At 70.4% G+C, this 17,084-nt stretch carries 15 protein-coding genes; 2 read left to right on the top strand and 13 right to left on the bottom strand.

What is annotated here, in order from left to right; all coding sequences use genetic code 11:
• Positions 1 to 216: 216 nt before the first annotated feature.
• From ABD346_RS16260 to ABD346_RS16200, 13 genes are all read right to left on the bottom strand, one after another.
• Positions 217 to 504, bottom strand: a complete 288-nt coding sequence (locus ABD346_RS16260) for an STAS domain-containing protein (protein WP_344375460.1) — start codon at positions 502 to 504, stop codon at positions 217 to 219.
• A 53-nt stretch (positions 505 to 557) separates the two neighbouring features.
• Entirely contained in the window at positions 558 to 1,148 is a 591-nt protein-coding gene (locus ABD346_RS16255; protein ID WP_344375459.1) for a Uma2 family endonuclease, read from the bottom strand.
• A 97-nt stretch (positions 1,149 to 1,245) separates the two neighbouring features.
• Positions 1,246 to 2,523, bottom strand: a complete 1,278-nt coding sequence (locus tag ABD346_RS16250; RefSeq protein ID WP_344375458.1) for a thymidine phosphorylase — start codon at positions 2,521 to 2,523, stop codon at positions 1,246 to 1,248.
• 101 nt (positions 2,524 to 2,624) lie between these two features.
• A complete protein-coding gene (locus tag ABD346_RS16245; protein ID WP_344375457.1) occupies positions 2,625 to 3,017 on the bottom strand; it encodes a cytidine deaminase in 393 nt (130 codons plus the stop codon).
• A complete protein-coding gene (locus tag ABD346_RS16240; protein ID WP_344375456.1) occupies positions 3,014 to 4,303 on the bottom strand; it encodes an ABC transporter permease in 1,290 nt (429 codons plus the stop codon). Before ABD346_RS16240 ends, ABD346_RS16245 begins: the two co-directional genes overlap by 4 nt.
• Positions 4,300 to 5,424: an ABC transporter permease gene (locus ABD346_RS16235; protein WP_344375455.1), complete on the bottom strand. Its 1,125-nt coding sequence runs from the start codon at positions 5,422 to 5,424 to the stop codon at positions 4,300 to 4,302. Before ABD346_RS16235 ends, ABD346_RS16240 begins: the two co-directional genes overlap by 4 nt.
• Positions 5,421 to 6,956, bottom strand: a complete 1,536-nt coding sequence (locus tag ABD346_RS16230) for an ABC transporter ATP-binding protein (protein ID WP_344375616.1) — start codon at positions 6,954 to 6,956, stop codon at positions 5,421 to 5,423. Before ABD346_RS16230 ends, ABD346_RS16235 begins: the two co-directional genes overlap by 4 nt.
• Before the next feature lie 258 nt (positions 6,957 to 7,214).
• Entirely contained in the window at positions 7,215 to 8,276 is a 1,062-nt protein-coding gene (locus tag ABD346_RS16225) for a BMP family lipoprotein (protein ID WP_344375454.1), read from the bottom strand.
• Between the two features lie 140 nt (positions 8,277 to 8,416).
• A complete protein-coding gene (locus ABD346_RS16220; protein ID WP_344375614.1) occupies positions 8,417 to 9,643 on the bottom strand; it encodes an amidohydrolase in 1,227 nt (408 codons plus the stop codon).
• A 255-nt stretch (positions 9,644 to 9,898) separates the two neighbouring features.
• Positions 9,899 to 10,990 carry a hypothetical protein gene (locus ABD346_RS16215; protein ID WP_344375453.1) on the bottom strand — a complete coding sequence of 364 codons (1,092 nt, stop codon included), beginning with the start codon at positions 10,988 to 10,990 and terminating at the stop codon, positions 9,899 to 9,901.
• Positions 10,991 to 11,005: 15 nt separating this feature from the next.
• Positions 11,006 to 11,953 carry an N-acetylneuraminate synthase family protein gene (locus ABD346_RS16210; RefSeq protein WP_344375452.1) on the bottom strand — a complete coding sequence of 316 codons (948 nt, stop codon included), beginning with the start codon at positions 11,951 to 11,953 and terminating at the stop codon, positions 11,006 to 11,008.
• A 15-nt stretch (positions 11,954 to 11,968) separates the two neighbouring features.
• Positions 11,969 to 13,225: a cytidylyltransferase domain-containing protein gene (locus ABD346_RS16205; protein WP_344375451.1), complete on the bottom strand. Its 1,257-nt coding sequence runs from the start codon at positions 13,223 to 13,225 to the stop codon at positions 11,969 to 11,971.
• Positions 13,225 to 14,586, bottom strand: a complete 1,362-nt coding sequence (locus ABD346_RS16200) for a DUF6716 putative glycosyltransferase (protein ID WP_344375450.1) — start codon at positions 14,584 to 14,586, stop codon at positions 13,225 to 13,227. The genes ABD346_RS16205 and ABD346_RS16200 overlap by 1 nt, the downstream gene beginning before the upstream one ends.
• A gap of 187 nt (positions 14,587 to 14,773) precedes the next feature.
• Between ABD346_RS16200 and ABD346_RS16195 the strand changes: the two genes are divergently transcribed.
• The gene (locus ABD346_RS16195; RefSeq protein ID WP_344375448.1) at positions 14,774 to 15,757 is read left to right on the top strand and encodes a glycosyltransferase family 2 protein; all 984 of its coding nucleotides are present in this window, start codon (positions 14,774 to 14,776) and stop codon (positions 15,755 to 15,757) included.
• On the top strand, positions 15,757 to 17,079 hold the full coding sequence (locus ABD346_RS16190) for an alpha-2,8-polysialyltransferase family protein (RefSeq protein ID WP_344375447.1): 1,323 nt from the start codon (positions 15,757 to 15,759) through the stop codon (positions 17,077 to 17,079). Before ABD346_RS16195 ends, ABD346_RS16190 begins: the two co-directional genes overlap by 1 nt.
• The last annotated feature ends 5 nt before the right edge of the window (positions 17,080 to 17,084 follow it).

The following is a 17,084-nucleotide window of genomic DNA, read 5'->3' as shown; positions in this document are numbered from 1 at the left end:
GCCCCCGTAACGCGGCTGAAGGGCGCTCGACCTCAAACGCCGGACAGGCTGAAACGCTTGGTTCGGGCCGACATCGACCCTGCTAGGGGCGCGGGGAACTGCGCGACCGGCCACGTGCGGCCCGCGGCCGAAGCAGAGTTTCAGGGGAGCGGGGCTGCGGCATTGGGCGGCTTCGTCGCGTGGGCGTGGCCAGCCGCGTACAGCCTCGGCCCTCGCCTAGTCGATCCCCAGCCCCGCCAGCTCAAGCAGAGCCACAAGCCCCGCCCCGGCATTCCGCATCCGGACGCGGCCCCCGGCCCGCCGGGCCGTGAGCCGTAGTCGGGCGACCATCTCGACCGCCACCAGGTCCGCCCGGGTCAGCGCGGCGAGGTCACACACGACCTCCCGCGCCCCACCGCCGTACAGCCCGCACAGCCGCTCGCACAGGAGCGGGACGTCGGCGAGGACGAGGGGATCGGGGACGACGAGGACAGGGTGCGGCTCCGCGAGGTCGGTGGCTTCCACACCGATGAGACCCTGAGGCGTCCCGGAACTCATCGGCGCGGTCGCGGACCGGGCTAGCGAACCGGGAAGCTTCCGGTGTCGATCTCCAGGTCGAAGGGGGCGGGCAGCGTCAGCTTCCCGCCGTATTCGACCATGTCTAGGACTCGGTAGGTGCCGTGCTCGGGTTCTCCGTAGAGCGTTGCGGTCGGTCGGCCCGAGTGCCAGGGGTCGAGGAGCAAGTACAGCGGCACGCCTGACTTGGCATAGCCGTGAGCCTTGGTCACCCGATCGTGGTTGGCGTTGCTCTTGGAGGTGATCTCCACTACGAGCTCGGCGTCTTCCGCGGCCGTACGGCCGTCCGGCCCCTGACTCAGCCGTGATCGCGGCATCATCACAAGGTCGGGCATGTACAGCCCGCCGCTCTGCTGGAGGGCGAGGCCCAGCGTCTGGTAGATCGCCCAGCCGTCCGGCAGCACTGTGAGGAGTTGCTGCTGCACGAGCCAAGCGGTGTCGTTGTGTTCGTCGGACGGCGGTGGTGACACGGTGACGATCCCCTCGATGATCTCCACCTTGCAGCCCTCGGGTGCGTCCGTCTCCTCCCAGATCCGGACGACGTCGTCCCACTCGTGGCCGGTGCCTGAGCGGTCGACGGTGAGTGCGCTCATGGCGGTCTCCCTACGTCGGTGCGTCACAAGCCCAGCATGCCGAATGGGACCGGCGGAGGTCCACCGATCCCATTCACCCATACGAGGAAGTAGCAGGTCAGGCGATACGTTCCCGCACGATCGGGGTCGCCGTGAACGCCGTACCGGCGGGCGCCACGTCGTACGAGCCCGCCACCGATTCCAGCGCGTACTCGAACTTCTCCGGCGTGTCCGTGTGCAGGGTCAGCAGGGGCTGGCCCGCGGTCACGGTGTCGCCGGGCTTCGCGTGGAGCTCCACGCCCGCGCCCGCCTGGACCGGGTCCTCCTTGCGGGCGCGGCCCGCGCCGAGGCGCCAGGCGGCGACGCCGATGTCGTACGCGTCCAGGCGGGTCAGGACGCCCGAGGACGGGGCGGTGATCACGTGCTGCTCGCGGGCGACCGGCAGGGTCGCGTCCGGGTCGCCGCCCTGGGCCGCGATCATCCGGCGCCACACGTCCATCGCGGAGCCGTCCGCCAGCGCCTTCGCCGGGTCGGCGTCCTTGATGCCCGCCGCGTCCAGCATTTCGCGGGCAAGGGCGATGGTGAGCTCGACGACGTCGGCGGGGCCGCCGCCCGCAAGGACCTCGACGGATTCCCGGACTTCGAGGGCGTTGCCCGCGGTCAGTCCGAGCGGGGTGGACATGTCGGTGAGCAGCGCGACCGTCTTGACGCCGCTGTCCGTGCCCAACGCGACCATCGTGGAGGCCAGTTCACGGGCGTCCTCGATGTTCTTCATGAACGCGCCGGTGCCGACCTTCACGTCCAGGACCAGCGAGCCGGTGCCTTCCGCGATCTTCTTCGACATGATGGACGAGGCGATCAGGGGGATCGCTTCCACCGTGCCCGTCACGTCGCGCAGGGCGTACAGCTTCTTGTCCGCCGGGGCCAGGCCGTCGCCCGCCGCGCAGATGACCGCGCCCGTGGTGTCCAGGACGTTCAGCATCTCCTCGTTGGACAGCAGCGCCCGCCAGCCGGGGATCGACTCCAGCTTGTCCAGGGTGCCGCCGGTGTGGCCGAGGCCCCGGCCCGAGAGCTGCGGCACGGCCGCGCCGCACGCGGCGACCAGCGGGGCGAGCGGCAGGGTGATCTTGTCGCCGACACCGCCTGTGGAGTGCTTGTCGGCGGTGGGGCGCGAGAGCGAGTCGAAGTTCATGCGCTCGCCGGAGGCGATCATGGCCGCGGTCCACCGGGCGATCTCCGTGCGGTTCATGCCGTTGAGGAGGATCGCCATGGCAAGGGCGGACATCTGCTCGTCGGCGACCACGCCGCGCGTGTAGGCGTCGATGACCCAGTCGATCTGCTCGGGAGACAGCTCGCCCCGGTCTCGCTTGGTGCGGATGACGGAGATGACGTCCATGGCATTCCTTCCGGCTTGGTGCACGTTGGTACGTACGCGACTCTACGCGCATAGAGGGGAGTTGAAAGTGCGGCCCCGCACCAGGGTGCGGGGCCGCGGGGTTACTTCAGGTGGTCCGGGCCGAAGGCCTGGGGCAGCATGTCCGCCATCGTGAGGACACCCTGCGGGGTCTCCAGCAGGAGCTCCGGGCCGCCGAATTCGAAGAGCAGCTGGCGGCAGCGGCCGCACGGCACCAGCACGTCGCCGTGGCCGTCGACGCAGGTGAAGTGCGTCAGGCGGCCGCCGCCCGAGAGCTGGAGCGCCGAGACGAGCCCGCACTCGGCGCACAGGCCGATGCCGTACGAGGCGTTCTCGACGTTGCAGCCGGTCACGGTGCGCCCGTCGTCGACGAGGGCCGCCGCGCCGACCGGGTAGCCCGAGTACGGCGCGTACGCGCGGGACATGGCCTCGCGCGCGGCCGTGCGCAGCGCCTCCCAGTCGGGCGTCGGCGTCACTTGCCCTGGCCCTTCCGGTAGCGCATGCCGTCCGCCTTGGGCATCCGCAGACGCTGGGCGGAGAGCGACAGGACGAGCAGCGTCACGACGTACGGGGTCGCGCCGACGAAGTCGCCGGGCACGTCGTCGGTCAGCAGGTACCAGACCAGGATGGCCACGGCGACCACCGCGCTGATCGCGGCCTGGAGCATCGCCTTCTTGTACGCCTTCCAGCCCGCCAGCGCCGCGAGGAGGACGACGAGCAGGAGCAGCAGGGCGTGCACGGTGGTGCCGCCGTTGCGCAGCTGGAGCGCGTCGGAGAAGCCGAACAGGCCCGCACCCATGGCGAGACCGCCCGGACGCCAGTTACCGAAGATCATCGCGGCGAGACCGATGTAGCCGCGGCCGCCGGTCTGGCCCTCCAGGTAGATGTGCGAGGTGACCAGGGCGAGGAACGCGCCGCCGAGACCGGCGAGGCCGCCGGAGACGGCGACCGCCGCGTACTTGTAGGAGTACACGTTGACGCCGAGGGACTCGGCCGCGATCGGGTTCTCGCCGCAGGAGCGCAGACGCAGGCCGAAGGCCGTCTTCCACAGGATCCACCAGGTGCCGACGAACAGCAGCACGGCGATGACGGTGACCCAGGAGACCTCGGTGACCAGGCCGCCGAGGATGCCGGCGATGTCGGAGATGAGGAACCAGTGGTGGTTCTGGATCGACTCCAGGCCGGAGGAGAGCCCCGGGATGCTGAAGCTGGGCAGCGCGTCGGCGGGCGGCGACTGCTTGGGGTTGCCGCCCTTGACCTGGGCCTCGCCGTTGTTGAAGAACAGCTTGGCCAGGTACTGCGTCACGCCGAGCGCGAGCAGGTTGATGGCGACACCGGAGACGATGTGGTCGACGCCGAAGGTGATGGTGGCGATCGCGTGGAGGAGGCCGCCGAGGACGCCGAAGCCGACGCCCGCGATCAGTCCGAGCCAGGGGCTGGACTGCCAGCCGACCCAGCCGGCCCCGAAGGTGCCGAGGATCATCATGCCTTCGAGGCCGATGTTGACCACGCCGGCCCGCTCGGACCACAGACCGGCCAGGCCGGCGAGCCCGATCGGCACGGCGAGGCCGAGCGCGGCGCTGATCTGGCCCTCGCTGGTGAGCTGGTCGGCGCCGGTGATGATGCGTACGGCGGAGACGAGGATCAGCGCACCCGCGATGATCATCAGGACCTGCGCGAGGGAGAACTTGCGCTTGGCGTTGCCCCGCTTGACCCCGGCCGGAGGCGGTGGGGTGGTGGTCGTGTCGGTCGTGACGCTCATGCCGTCACCTCCGTCTCGGTCTTGGCGGCCTGGGCCGCGAGCTCGGCGCCGACGCGCTGCTGCTGGCGCTTGAGGCCGTAACGGCGCACGAGTTCGTAGGCGATCACGACGCACAGGACGATGACGCCCTGGATGACGCCGAGGATCTCCTTGTCGTAACCGATGAATTCCAGATGGTTGGTGGTGCGCTCCAGGAAGCCCCACAGCAGGGCGGCGAGGCCGATGCCGATCGGGTTGTTGCGGCCGAGGAGCGCGATCGCGATGCCCGTGAAGCCGAGCCCGGTGGGGAAGCTGTTGTCGAACTGGTGGGTGTCGTTGAGCAGGGTGGGCATGCCCACCAGACCGGCCACCAGACCGGAGATGATCATGCTGGTAATGATCATCTTCTTGACGTTGGCACCGCTCGCGGCGGCAGCCGACTCGGACTGGCCGACGGCGCGCAGGTCGAAGCCGAAGCGGGTGCGGCCGAGCGTGAACCAGTACGCGATGCCGGCGAGCACGGCGACGACGATGAAGCCCCACAGCTGTCCGGCCGGACCCATGTCGATGGTGAAGAACCACGCGGAGTCGGGCAGCGGCTTGGTCGAGACAAGGGTGCCCGCCGAGTCGAGCTGGCCGAGCCGGCCGGGCTGGATGAGGTAGGCGATGATCGCGGTCGCGATGGCGTTCAGCATGATGGTCGAGATGACCTCGCTGACGCCCCGGGTCACCTTCAGGATGCCCGCGACCGCCGACCACATCGCGCCGACGAGCATCGCGACGACGATGATGACCGGGATCTGCACGATGCCGGGCAGGCTCATCGCGCCGCCGACCACCGCGGCGAGGAAGGCGGCCAGGCGGTACTGGCCGTCGACGCCGATGTTGAACAGGTTCATCCGGAAGCCGACGGCCACGGCGATGCCCGCCAGGTAGTACGTCGTCGCCTTGTTGAGGATGTAGACCTGGCTGTCGCTCGCCGAGCCGTACGACAGCATGTCGTTGAAGGCCGGGAACGGGTTCTTGCCGGTGGCGAGGATGACCAGGGCGGTGACGACAAGGGCCGCGACGAGCGCGAGCACGGGGGCCGCGGCCGCGAGGAGCAGCTTCTCCTTGTCGATGCGGGAGGTGAGCTTCTTCATCGGTCCTCTCCCCCAGTGTTCTCGTGGTGCTCCAGGTGGCCGGTGGCGGCACCGGTCATGGCGGAACCCAGTTCTTCGGGGGTGATCGTGGCGGGGTCGGCGTCGGCGACCAGACGGCCCCGGTACATCACCCGCAGGGTGTCGGACAGGCCGATCAGCTCGTCCAGGTCGGCGGAGATCAGGAGCACCGCGAGGCCCTCACGGCGGGCCTCCCGGATCTGGTCCCAGATCTGCGCCTGGGCGCCGACGTCCACGCCCCGGGTGGGGTGCGCGGCGATCAGCAGCTTGGGGTTGTGGCTCATCTCGCGGCCGACGATCAGCTTCTGCTGGTTGCCGCCGGACAGAGACGCCGCGGTGACCTCGATGCCGGGGGTGCGCACGTCGTACTCGCGCACGATCCGCTCGGTGTCGCTGCGCGCGGCCTTGTTGTCGAGGAGGGGGCCCTTGGAGTTGGGCTTCTCGGTGACGTGGCCGAGGATGCGGTTCTCCCAGAGCGGGGCTTCCAGGAGCAGGCCGTGGCGGTGGCGGTCCTCGGGGATGTACCCGATGCCGTCCTCGCGGCGCTTGCGCGTCGGGGCCGTCGAGATGTCGGTGGTGTCGAGGGTGATGACACCGCCGTCGGGGATGCGCATGCCCATGATGGCCTCGACGAGCTCGGCCTGGCCGTTGCCCTCGACGCCCGCGATGCCGAGGACCTCGCCCTTGTGGATCGTGAAGGAGACCGAGGAGAGCACCTCGCGGACCACGCCGTCGGGGTCGGTGGCCGCCAGGCGCAGGTCGGCGACCTGGAGCATGGGGACCGTGGTGACCGTCGACTCGCGGGTCTCGGGCGAGGGCAGCTCGCTGCCCACCATCAGCTCGGCGAGCTGCTTGGTGGTGGTCGTACGGGGGTCGGCGGTGCCCACCGTGGTGCCGCGCCGGATCACCGTGATCTCGTCGGCGACCGAGAGCACCTCGCCGAGCTTGTGCGAGATGAAGATGACGGTCAGGCCCTCGGCCTTGAGCTCGCGCAGGTTGTCGAAGAGCGCCTCGACCTCCTGCGGGACCAGGACCGCGGTCGGCTCGTCGAGGATCAGGGTGCGCGCGCCGCGGTAGAGGACCTTGAGGATCTCCACGCGCTGGCGGTCGGCGACACCGAGGTCCTCGACCAGGACGTCCGGGCGGACCCCGAGGCCGTACGCCTCCGAGATCTCCTTGATCTTGTTGCGGGCCTTGGCGCCGATGCCGTACAGCTTCTCGCCGCCGAGGACGACGTTCTCCAGGACGGTCAGGTTGTCGGCCAGCATGAAGTGCTGGTGGACCATGCCGATGCCGAGCGCGATGGCGTCGGCCGGGCTGGAGAAGGAGGCCTCGGTGCCGTCGATGGTGATGGTGCCCTCGTCCGGCTTCTGCATGCCGTAGAGGATCTTCATCAGGGTCGACTTGCCGGCGCCGTTCTCACCGCACAGGGCGTGCACGGTGCCCTTGCGGACGGTGATGTCGATGTCCTTGTTGGCGACGACACCCGGGAATCGTTTGGTGATGCCGCGCAGTTCGACGGCGGGAGGGCTGGACGCGTTGATGGCGCACTCTCCTCGTGGGCAGGAGCAGGGGGGCGGGGAGCTTCCGGGGAAGCCGGGAAGCGTACTGATGTGCCACACCGGGCCTCCGGCGTAGTAGTTCAGCACACTCACGGCGCGCCAACTCCGGCCTACGCGCGTAGAGTTGACACTTCGTTACGGCCCGGCGAGCAGGGTGGTCCCTGCTCACCGGGCCGGTTCGCGACGGGGGCGGTCAGTGACCGCCACGGGTCACGGGGTCGTCTTGACCTTGATGGAGCCGTCGACGATCTTCTTCTTGGCCGCGTCGAGCTGCGGCTGGATGTCGGTGATGAAGCCACCGCTGGTGGCGAGCGAGACGCCGTTCTTGGCCAGCGGGTAGCTGTTGGTGCCGACCAGCGGCTTGCCGTCCTTGACCGACTTGATCAGGTCGTAGACGCCGATGTCGACGTTCTTGACGACCGAGGTCAGGATCGAGTTCTTGTACTTGTCGAGCGAGGCCTGCTGGTACTGGTCGGAGTCGACCCCGATCGCCCAGGCGCCCTTCTTGCCCGCGACGGCCTCGATCGCACCGGTGCCGGAGGAACCGGCCGCGGTGTAGATCACGTCGGCGCCGTTGTCGAGCATGCCCTGCGCGGCTTCCTTGCCCTTGTCGGGGCTGGCGAAGCCGGAGGTGTCCGAGCCGTGCGACAGGTACTGGTTGTCGATCTTGACGTCCGGCTTGGTGTCCTTGACGCCCTGGTTGAAGCCCGCCTCGAACTTCTTGATCAGGGGGACGTCGACGCCGCCGATGAAGCCGACGTGGCCCGTCTTGGTCTTCAGCGCCGCGGCGACACCCGCGAGGTAGGAGCCCTGCTCCTCGGTGAAGACGATGTTGTCGACGTTCTTGGGGCCCTCGACGACGGAGTCGACGATGCCGAAGGTCGTGTTCGGGAACTTCGCCGCGACCTGCTTCATCGAGTTCGCGTACGCGAAGCCGATGCCGATCACGGGGTTGTAGCCGCCCGACGCCAGGTCGCTCAGCTTCTGGACGCGGTCGGCCTCGGTGTCGGTCGTCTTGGCGGTCAGCTCCTTGACGGAGCCGCCGAACTCGGCCTTGGCCTTGTCGATGCCGCGCGCGGCGGAGTCGTTGAACGAGTGGTCACCGCGGCCACCGACGTCGTACGCGACACCGATCTTGACGCCCTTGCCGCCGGCGGACGACGAGGAGGTGCCCGAGTCCTTCTGGGAGGACGTGGAGCCACAGGCGGTGGCGGAAAGCGCGAGCGCGGCGGTGGCGATACCGGCCGCAGCGATCTTGGATACCCGGCGCAAGAGGAGGTCCCTTCAAACCTGAACCGAGGCGCCCCTACCGGCGCTGGTTTCGCGTCGGATCGTAACGCGCGTAGATGTCGCGTAAAGCCCTGTTCGGAAGCCGTTATCGGATCGTCGCGAACAGGGGATGAAGTGTCCGGTTACGAGCGGTTGCCGTCCAGCAGCGCCGCGGCGGTGAAGAGTTCCACGCCGACCTTGATGGCGGCTTCGTCCGCGTCGAAATCACCCCGATGGAGGTCAAGCCGGGCATTCGAGCCCGGTGTGCGGACCCCTAGGCGGGCCATCGCCCCTGGTACATGCTCCAGGTACCACGAAAAGTCCTCGCCACCCAGTGACTGCTCCGTGTCCTCGATCGCATACGGTCCCCGGCGCGCCGTCATCGCGTCCCGGAGCAGCTCCGTGATGACCGGATCGTTGACGACCGGGGGCACTCCGCGGACGTAGTTGATCTCCGATTTGGCGCCGTGCAGGGTGGCCACTTCGTCGATCGCGGCGTGTACGAGGTCGGGCGCGTCGCGCCACGCCGCGAGGTCCAGGCAGCGCACCGTTCCGGCCAGCTCCGCGTGCATCGGGATGACGTTGCAGGCGTGGCCCGCCTCGATGCGGCCCCAGGTGAGGGCGAGCCCGGCGCGGGCGTCGATGCGGCGGGCGAGCAGCGCGGGCACGTCGGCGGCGACCCGCGCGACGGCGGTCACCAGGTCGGTCGTCAGGTGCGGGCGCGCGGTGTGGCCGCCCGGCCCGTTCAGGGACACCTCCAGGCGGTCGCAGGCGGAGGTGATGGCGCCATGGCGGAGCCCGATGCGCCCCGCGTCGACGCGCGGGTCGCAGTGGACGGCGATGATGCGGCCCACGCCGTCCAGGACGCCCGCCACGATCGCGTCGGCGGCGCCGCCGGGCAGGACCTCCTCGGCGGGCTGGAAGAGCAGCCGTACGGGGGCGGGGAGGCGGCCCTGGCGGTGCAGCTCGGCGAGGACGAGGCCCGCGCCGAGGACGGTCGTGGTGTGCACGTCGTGGCCGCAGGCGTGGGCGCGGTCGGGCACGGTCGAGCGGTAGGGCACACCCGCCTTGGCGTCGGGGATGGGCAGGGCGTCGATGTCCGCGCGGATGGCGAGCATCGGATGCACGCCGTCCCAGCTTCCGATGTCACAGGTGAGCCCGGTGCCGGATGGAAGTACGCGCGGTTTGAGGCCGGCCGCTTCGAGGCGGGCCCGGATCGCGGCGGTGGTCCGGAACTCCTGGTTGCCGAGCTCGGGGTGCATGTGCAAGTCCCGGCGGAAGGCGATGAGTTCGGCACACAGGGCCTCGCTCAGCTCGCCGGGCAGCGGTGCTTCGCCGGGCAGATCGGCTTCGTACGACTCACGGGACATCAACTGGTTCACCCGTTGAGGGTAGGCCTCGTCAAGGGTCAACTCGCCCGTGATCAACAAAAGTTCAGCCGCATAGGGGAAAGAAAGCTGGTCACAAGGCGCATGTCGATCGTGACAACTGGGTAAAGTAATTCGTCCTTCTGCCCGATGTCCTGGAACGGGCGTTCCCCTGAAGGAGGAGAGCCCTCTCTCCCCAGGGTAGGAGAAGGCCGGGCAGGGGACGGCGGGCCGCGGCTGTGCCGCAGTTGAGCCCGGCTAGGCCGCCACCGTCGCGAGACCGTGGGCTTTGCGCGCCGTCCCCGTCACCCCGTCCAGGAAGCCCTGGGCGCGCGGCGAGGCGTTGTCCGTGAGCCACTTCGGGTCTATGTCGCAGACCACGACGGACACCCCCGTGCCCGCGAGCGCGAGCGGCAGGGTGTGGACGACGGTGGAGGGAAAGCTCAGGATCGTCCGGCCCACCGGCCCCCGCCGCGCTATGAGTTCGAGCGGCAGGTCGGGGCGTACGACCTCCAGGCCGGTGCGGGCGTGCAGGGTGTGCAGCTTCTCGGCGGACTCCCGGCGGTGTGCGAAATAGCGCGTCACGCCGTGCGTACGGGCCAGAAGGCCGACGGCCGCGAGATAGCTCTCGGGGTCGACGACGCCGGTTTCCACGAGTGAAGTCCCCACCAGGTCGGCGCCCTTGGTCAGGCGCGGCGGCCCGAAGTTGGCCCGGGTCCAGCCGAAGGTGTTGGGGGTGACGACGACGCCCTCGGGCGCTTCTATGGGCATCGCGCTGAACACCTCGACGCCGCGGCGCCGGGCGGGGGTGAGCCGGCGGCGGGCGGCCGCGGACACCGGGGCGAACAGCAGGTCCCGCGCGCCGGACCGGCTGCCCCGCCGGTGCCAGCGCACCAGCCGTTCGCCACGGGCGAGTTGGGAGACGAACTCCATGGTGGCCGTCCCGTCGTCGACGACCACCAGGTCACCCGCGCGGGCGACGGTGAGAAGCAGCTGCACGTAGCGCGAGAACGGGTCGCCCATGACGATCCGGTCGGCCCGCCGCAGCATCGGGGTGAGCCCGCCTATCGTGTGCAGCGGGGCCGTGAGCCCGCCCCGGGCCTCCTCCCAGCGCACCTGTACGCCGGCGTCGCGGGCGAGTTCGGCCATCCGGCGCAGCTGGCCGCGCGACATGGGGTCGGTCGGCGAGAGCACCACGACGGTCAGACCCGACAGGTCCGGCGCCCCGGGACGCTGCTGCGCGGGCACGCCGTCGAGCAGCGGGCCCGGCGAATGGGCCCACTCCAGGACGTTGAGGAGCTGGACCGGGCTCTCCACGAAGGCGACGGTGGCGGAGGTGTCCCGAGGCACGGCGGGCCCGCCCCCTCAGACCGCGACCGGAGCGCGGTCCGCAGGGGTGTTCTCGCTCTCGGCGGCCTCCGCCTGGGCGACGACACCGGCGACGCGGCGCAGCTTCTTCATGGGGGCGAGCTCGGACTCGTACACCTTCTTGACGCCGTCGCCGAGCGCGGCCTCGATGGTGCGGATGTCGCGGACCAGGCGGGTGAGGCCGCCCGGCTCGACGGAGGCGGCCTGGTCGGAGCCCCACATGGCGCGGTCGAGGGTGATGTGGCGCTCGACGAAGGCGGCGCCGAGCGCGACCGCGGCGAGCGTGGTCTGGAGGCCGGTCTCGTGGCCGCTGTAGCCGATGGGCACGTTGGGGTACTCGGCCATCAGGCTGTTGATCACGCGCAGGTTGAGCTCCTCGGCCTTGGCCGGGTAGGTCGAAGTGGCGTGGCACAGCAGGATGTTGTCGCTGCCGAGCACCTCGACAGCGTGCCGGATCTGCTTCGGCGTGGACATGCCGGTCGAGAGGATGACGGTGCGGCCGGTGGCGCGCAGGGCGCGCAGCAGCTCGTCGTCGGTGAGCGAGGCGGAGGCCACCTTGTGGGCCGGCACGTCGAACTTCTCCAGGAAGGCGACGGCCTCGGTGTCCCACGGCGAGGCGAACCAGTCGATGCCGCGCTTGGTGCAGTGCGCGTCGATGGCGCGGTACTCGTCCTCGCCGAACTCCACCCGGTGGCGGTAGTCGATGTACGTCATCCGGCCCCAGGGGGTGTCCCGCTCGATGTCCCACTGGTCGCGCGGGGTGCAGATCTCCGGGGTGCGCTTCTGGAACTTGACCGCGTCGCAGCCGGCGTCGGCGGCGGCGTCGATCAGGGCGATCGCCTTGTCCAGGTCGCCGTTGTGGTTGATGCCGATCTCGCCGGTGACGTACACGGGGTGGCCCGGACCTGCGGTGCGGCTGCCGAGGGTGCGCAGACGGTTGCTCATGAGGGTGTTCCTTAGCTAAGCGGGGGTGTGGTGGGGCTGTGGGGTGTGGTCGAGCTCGGGTCCGAGGAGCCAGGCGGCGATCTCGCGGATCGCTCCTTCGCCGCCGGGGGTGCGGGTGACGGCACGCGCCGCGGCGCGCACCGAGTCGTGGGCGCTGCCGACGGCCACGGGCCAGCCGACGAGCGCGAAGCAGGGCAGGTCGTTGACGTCGTTGCCGGCGTAGAGCACGCGGGCCGGATCGATCCCGTTCTCCTCGCACCACTGCTTGAGAGCGAGGTCCTTGCGGTCGATGCCGTGAAGGACGGGGACCTGGAGCTTGCGGGCGCGGGCGGCGACGACCGGGTTCTGCTCGGTGGACAGGACGAGCAGCTTGAGACCGGCCCGGCGCAGTGCGGCGATGCCGAGGCCGTCGCCCCGGTGCACGGCGACGAGTTCACGTCCCTCGGCGTCGATGAGGACCTTGTCGTCGGTCTGGGTGCCGTCGAAGTCGAGGACGACCGCGTCGACGTCGTCGCAGGTGGGGGTGGGCAGCCGGTCGAGGACCGGGGCGAGCGCGCGGGCCCGTTCCAGGTCGTGCGGCTCGTCGATCTCCAGGACCCGGGCCGGGTCGGTGCGCACGAGCGCGGTGCGGCCGAAGAAGCGGTGCTTGTGCGTACGGAAGCCCGTGGCGTCCATCGCGTACGCGGCGCCGGTCTCCAGGAAGTCCTGCGGGCGGTCCTGGCGGCGCGGCCGGATCGACTTGTCGTGCCCCATGCCCTGGCCGCCGCCCACTCCGTTCTCGATGGACTCGCGCCACAGGAAGCCGTGGAAGGGGGCGACGGTGACGGCGGTCTCGGCGCCGTCCTCGACGACCGCGGCGGCCACGCCCTCGACGTCCTCGCGGGTGAGGAACGGGCTGGTGCACTGCACGAGCAGCACCACGTCGGTGTCGGGGTACTCGTCCAGGGTGTGCAGGACGGCGGCCTCGCTGGAGGCGGTGTCGCCCGAGATCCCGGCCGGGCGGACGACCACGTCGGCCCCGGCCGAGCGGGCGGCGGCGGCGATCGCCGGGTCGTCGGTGGAGACGACGACGTCGGTGACCAGGCGCGCCGAGCGGCAGGCGAGGACGGCCCGCACGACGAGCGGGACGCCGGCGACGGAGGCCAGGTTCTTGCCGGGCACGCCCTTGGAGCCGCCCCGGGCGGGGATGACGGCGAGGACCTTGGGGGGCGTACTCGCCAAGGAGGCCGGGGACGTCGTCGCGGGCCCCTGTGAGTTGGCCGTGTCGGGCATCAGAGTTCTCCCATCCGGCGGATCACGGGCGCGACCCGCTGCACGCCGTGGCGGTAGGCGCCGCGGGCCGCGTCGCGCACGGCGTCCCGGACCAGCCGGCGCAGGCCGGTCGGCTCGTTCGCGGGGGCCGCGCCCGGCAGCGGGGTGCCGTCGGGGGCGAGGTGGTGGCGGGCGAGGATGCCCGGGAGGTAGCCGGGCGCGGTGGCGGCGGTGTAGTACGGGGCGATCGGCGGCAGGCTTTCCTTCGAAAGCAACTCGCTCATTCGCTCCCGTACGTGATCGAAAGCGCGGTGGTACGCCTCGCCCGGGGCCACGCCCTGGGCTGCGAGCCAGCCGGCATCGGGCGTGGGGCGGTGTCCGGCGTCGAGCCGGTCCCAGGAGGCGAGGCAGCCGGAGCCGAGGAAGTGGTGGTTGCCGAGGGCCTCGCGTACGCCGAGGTCGGTGAGGACGGCCGTCGGGACCGAGCGGTGCAGGGACTCCAGGGCGGCGGTCGAGGACACGGTCACCAGGAGGTCGGTGCGGTCCAGGATCTCGCCCATGTTCCCGTACGCAAGGGAGAAGTTAGGCGGCAGGTCCATGCCCTTGGCGAGCTTCTGGAAGGGGTGTTCCTCGATGTGCGTGGTGTGCTCACCGGGCTTGGAGCGGAGCTTGAGGACGACCTCGCGACCGGGGTGGCGCCGGGCGTGGTCGACGAGGCGGCGCAAGAGGTACTGCCGGTCGGCGCGGCTCTCCGGGACGGAGGGCTGGGCGGCGAAGACGACCGTGTCGCGGCCGGGTTCCTCCTGGTACGCGGCGCCGCCGAGGAAGGGCAGGGCGGCCTCGGTGACGGCGGAGGCATCGGCACCCACACCCTCGTACACCGCGCGGAAGCGCTCGGCGTCGTGGTGGGAGTTGGCGAGCACGACGTCCGCGCCGTGCCGCAGGAGCAGGCCGTCGGCGAGCTTCTCGTAGACGACGCCGACGTAGCCGGTGACGATCACGGGCCGCCGGGTGTGCCCGGGCCGGCGGGCGGCGAGCCCGTGCAGCGCGGCCTGGGCGGCGCCGCCGACGAGCGCGAGCACGATGACGTCGTACGCGCGCCCTTCGCCCAACTCACCGGTTGTGTCGAGGAATTGAGCCATCGTCACTTCACGCAGTGCGTCCGGGGACACCCCCACCTCGGCGAGCTGGCGAGGGGTGGGGGTGGCGCGGCCGCGCAGCAGGAAGCCGTCGAGCTCGGGCGCGGCGGGACGGGATGCGGCGCAGTCGCCCTCGGGCACCCGTTCGGCGAGGCGGCGCGCGGTGAGCGCACCCCATTTCCACCGGGTGTCCGAATCCGCGAGAACCGCGATCCGCAGCCGTGAATCGGTACGTGATGGCACGCCGTAGAAACTAGAAAGCCGCGCCGATTCGCGGCCCAACTCAACTGCAACAACTGGTTAACAGCGCAACTACGAAAGGAGTGCGGGACGGGCCGACGAGCCGGTTAACAGTCCCGCCATTCTTCGTTCACCCGGCATCTCTGTGCCGGACAGGACGAATGACGGGCGGCGCCATAGCGTCACCGCCGTGGTCAAGCTCTCCGTCATCGTGCCGTTCTACAACGTGCGCGCCTACGCACCCGACACCCTGAGAAGTCTGCGCGCCAACGCCCGCGACGACTTCGAGTTCCTGCTGGTCGACGACTGCTCGTCGGACGGCACGATCGAGCTGCTCGAACGCGCCGAGCGCGAGCTGCCGGGGGCGGTGCTGCTGAGACACGAACGCAACGGCGGCCTGGCCACGGCACGCAATACGGGCCTCGACGCGGCCACCGGCGAGTACCTGACATACCTGGACGGCGACGACTGGCTGGCTCCCGGCTACTTCGCCCAACTCCTTTCCCGCATAGAGGAGTTGGGGTGCGACTTCATCCGCACCGACCATGTCCAGGTGACCGGCCAGGAGCGTACGGTGCACCGCGTTCCGCACGGCCGGCGCGGCGAGGTGATGTCCCCGCGGGACGCGATCCTGCCCGCCACCCGCTCTACATCGGTGGACTACGCGTACGCGTGGGCCGGGATGTACCACCGCAGGCTCGCCGAGCGCGGTCTGCTGCACTTCACCGACGGGCTGCGCACCGCCGAGGACCGGCCGTGGATCTGGCGGCTGCACCGCGAGGCGGAGTCGTTCGCGGTGACGGGCCAACTGGGCGTTTTCTACCGGCGGGGAGTCGCCTCCTCCCTGACCCAAATCGGTGATGTGCGACAACTCGATTTCATCCGCGCATTCGATCAAGTAATCGAGGAAACGGCGAAGGACCCGAATGCGGCCGAGCTGCTGCCGAAAGCCGTACGGACGTACTGCGCGATCATTTCCCACCATATGAGCAGCATCGAAAGGTTCGAACCTGCCGTGGCGAGAAAACTGCGGGCCATGAGCGCGGCCGCCCTGAGGCGCATGCCGCAGGACCACCTCAAGGACGCGCTGAACTCGATGGACTCCCGCCGCGCCGCCCGCCTGCGCCGCCTGCGCCACCGCCCGGCCACGTCTTCGGCAGGGGCTGCCGCCTGATGCGTACGACTCAAATCTTCGCGGCGTCCACGTTGTACGGGGTGGCCACGCTGGCCGCCGCGATCGACAGCGGGTGCTTCCCCGCGGCGGACCGGCGGCTGCTGCTGATCAGCAACAACGCGCCCGCGCCGGAGATCTCGCCCGCGCTCGACACCATGCCGGGCTTCGCGCAGCTGCGCGGCCGCTTCGACGGGGTGCTCTCCTGGAACGACACCATCGCCCCGTTCCACCCGGGCGGCTGGTCCCCGCGACCGGACGACGCCCCTTTGTGGGAACGGCAGTTGAGGGTGTTGTGGGAGCTGTCCGACGACCGGGTCGAACTCGCCCTGGAATCCATCCAGGTGAACCCGGCCCAGGCGGTGGCCCAGATCTTCCCCGACGCACCGCTGACGGTGTACGCGGACGGCCTGATGACGTACGGCCCGACCCGTAACAAGCTCGATCCGCTGATCGGCACGCGGGTGCGGCGCGTACTCCACCTGGACCTGGTCCCGGGCCTCGCCCCACTGCTGCTCGGGGAGTTCGGGGTGCCGAGCGAGACGGTGCCGACGGCGGCGTTCATGAAGACGGTGGGTGAACTCGCAGCGGCCGATGAGGAGTTGGGGTCGGACTCGGAGGGTTCCGAACCCGTGGCTCTGCTCCTCGGCCAGTACCTGTCCGCCCTTTCCATACTCACTCCCGCGCAGGAGGAGGAGCTGCATCTGCGGATGCTGCGGGGGGCGGCCGCGCGGGGGCACGGCCGGATCGTCTTCAAGCCGCACCCTTCGGCGCCGCCGGCGTGGTCGCGCGAGCTGGCCCGCGAGGCGGACTCGCTCGGCGTCCAACTCACCGTCCTTGACCAGCCGTTGCTCGCGGAGGTGCTGTACGAGCGGCTCTCCCCCGCACTGGTGGTGGGCTGCTTCTCCACAGCGCTGCTCACGGCGTCGACGTTCTACGGCATCCCGGTCGCGCGGGTCGGCACGGAGCTGCTGCTCGACCGGCTCGCCCCCTACCAGAACAGCAACCGGGTGCCGGTCACCATCGCGGACGCGCTGCTCCCGCCGCTGGAACCGGGCCCGGCGCCGGAGGTGGACCTGGCGGGGCTGCTCCCTGCCGTGGGGTACGCGATGCAGCCGGAACTCCGGCCGGATCTGCGGGATGCGGCCGAGCGGTACCTCGCGAGGTCCCTGGACGCGCACACCTGGCGGTACTTCAAGCGCCGCCGCTTGACAGCGCTCGCCCTGCCCGGGGCGATCCCGTCCCAGCTGGGCTTCATCCCGCGCAACGCGACGGTGCGGCGGGTGGCTCGGCGGGTGCGGGGGGTTGTGCGGAGGGGGGTGTAGGGGGG

It is taken from the genome of Streptomyces mauvecolor (assembly GCF_039532965.1).
Classification (GTDB): domain Bacteria; phylum Actinomycetota; class Actinomycetes; order Streptomycetales; family Streptomycetaceae; genus Streptomyces; species Streptomyces violascens.
Note: the sequence above shows the minus strand (reverse complement) of the source record. Positions and strands in the feature narration are given on the sequence as shown.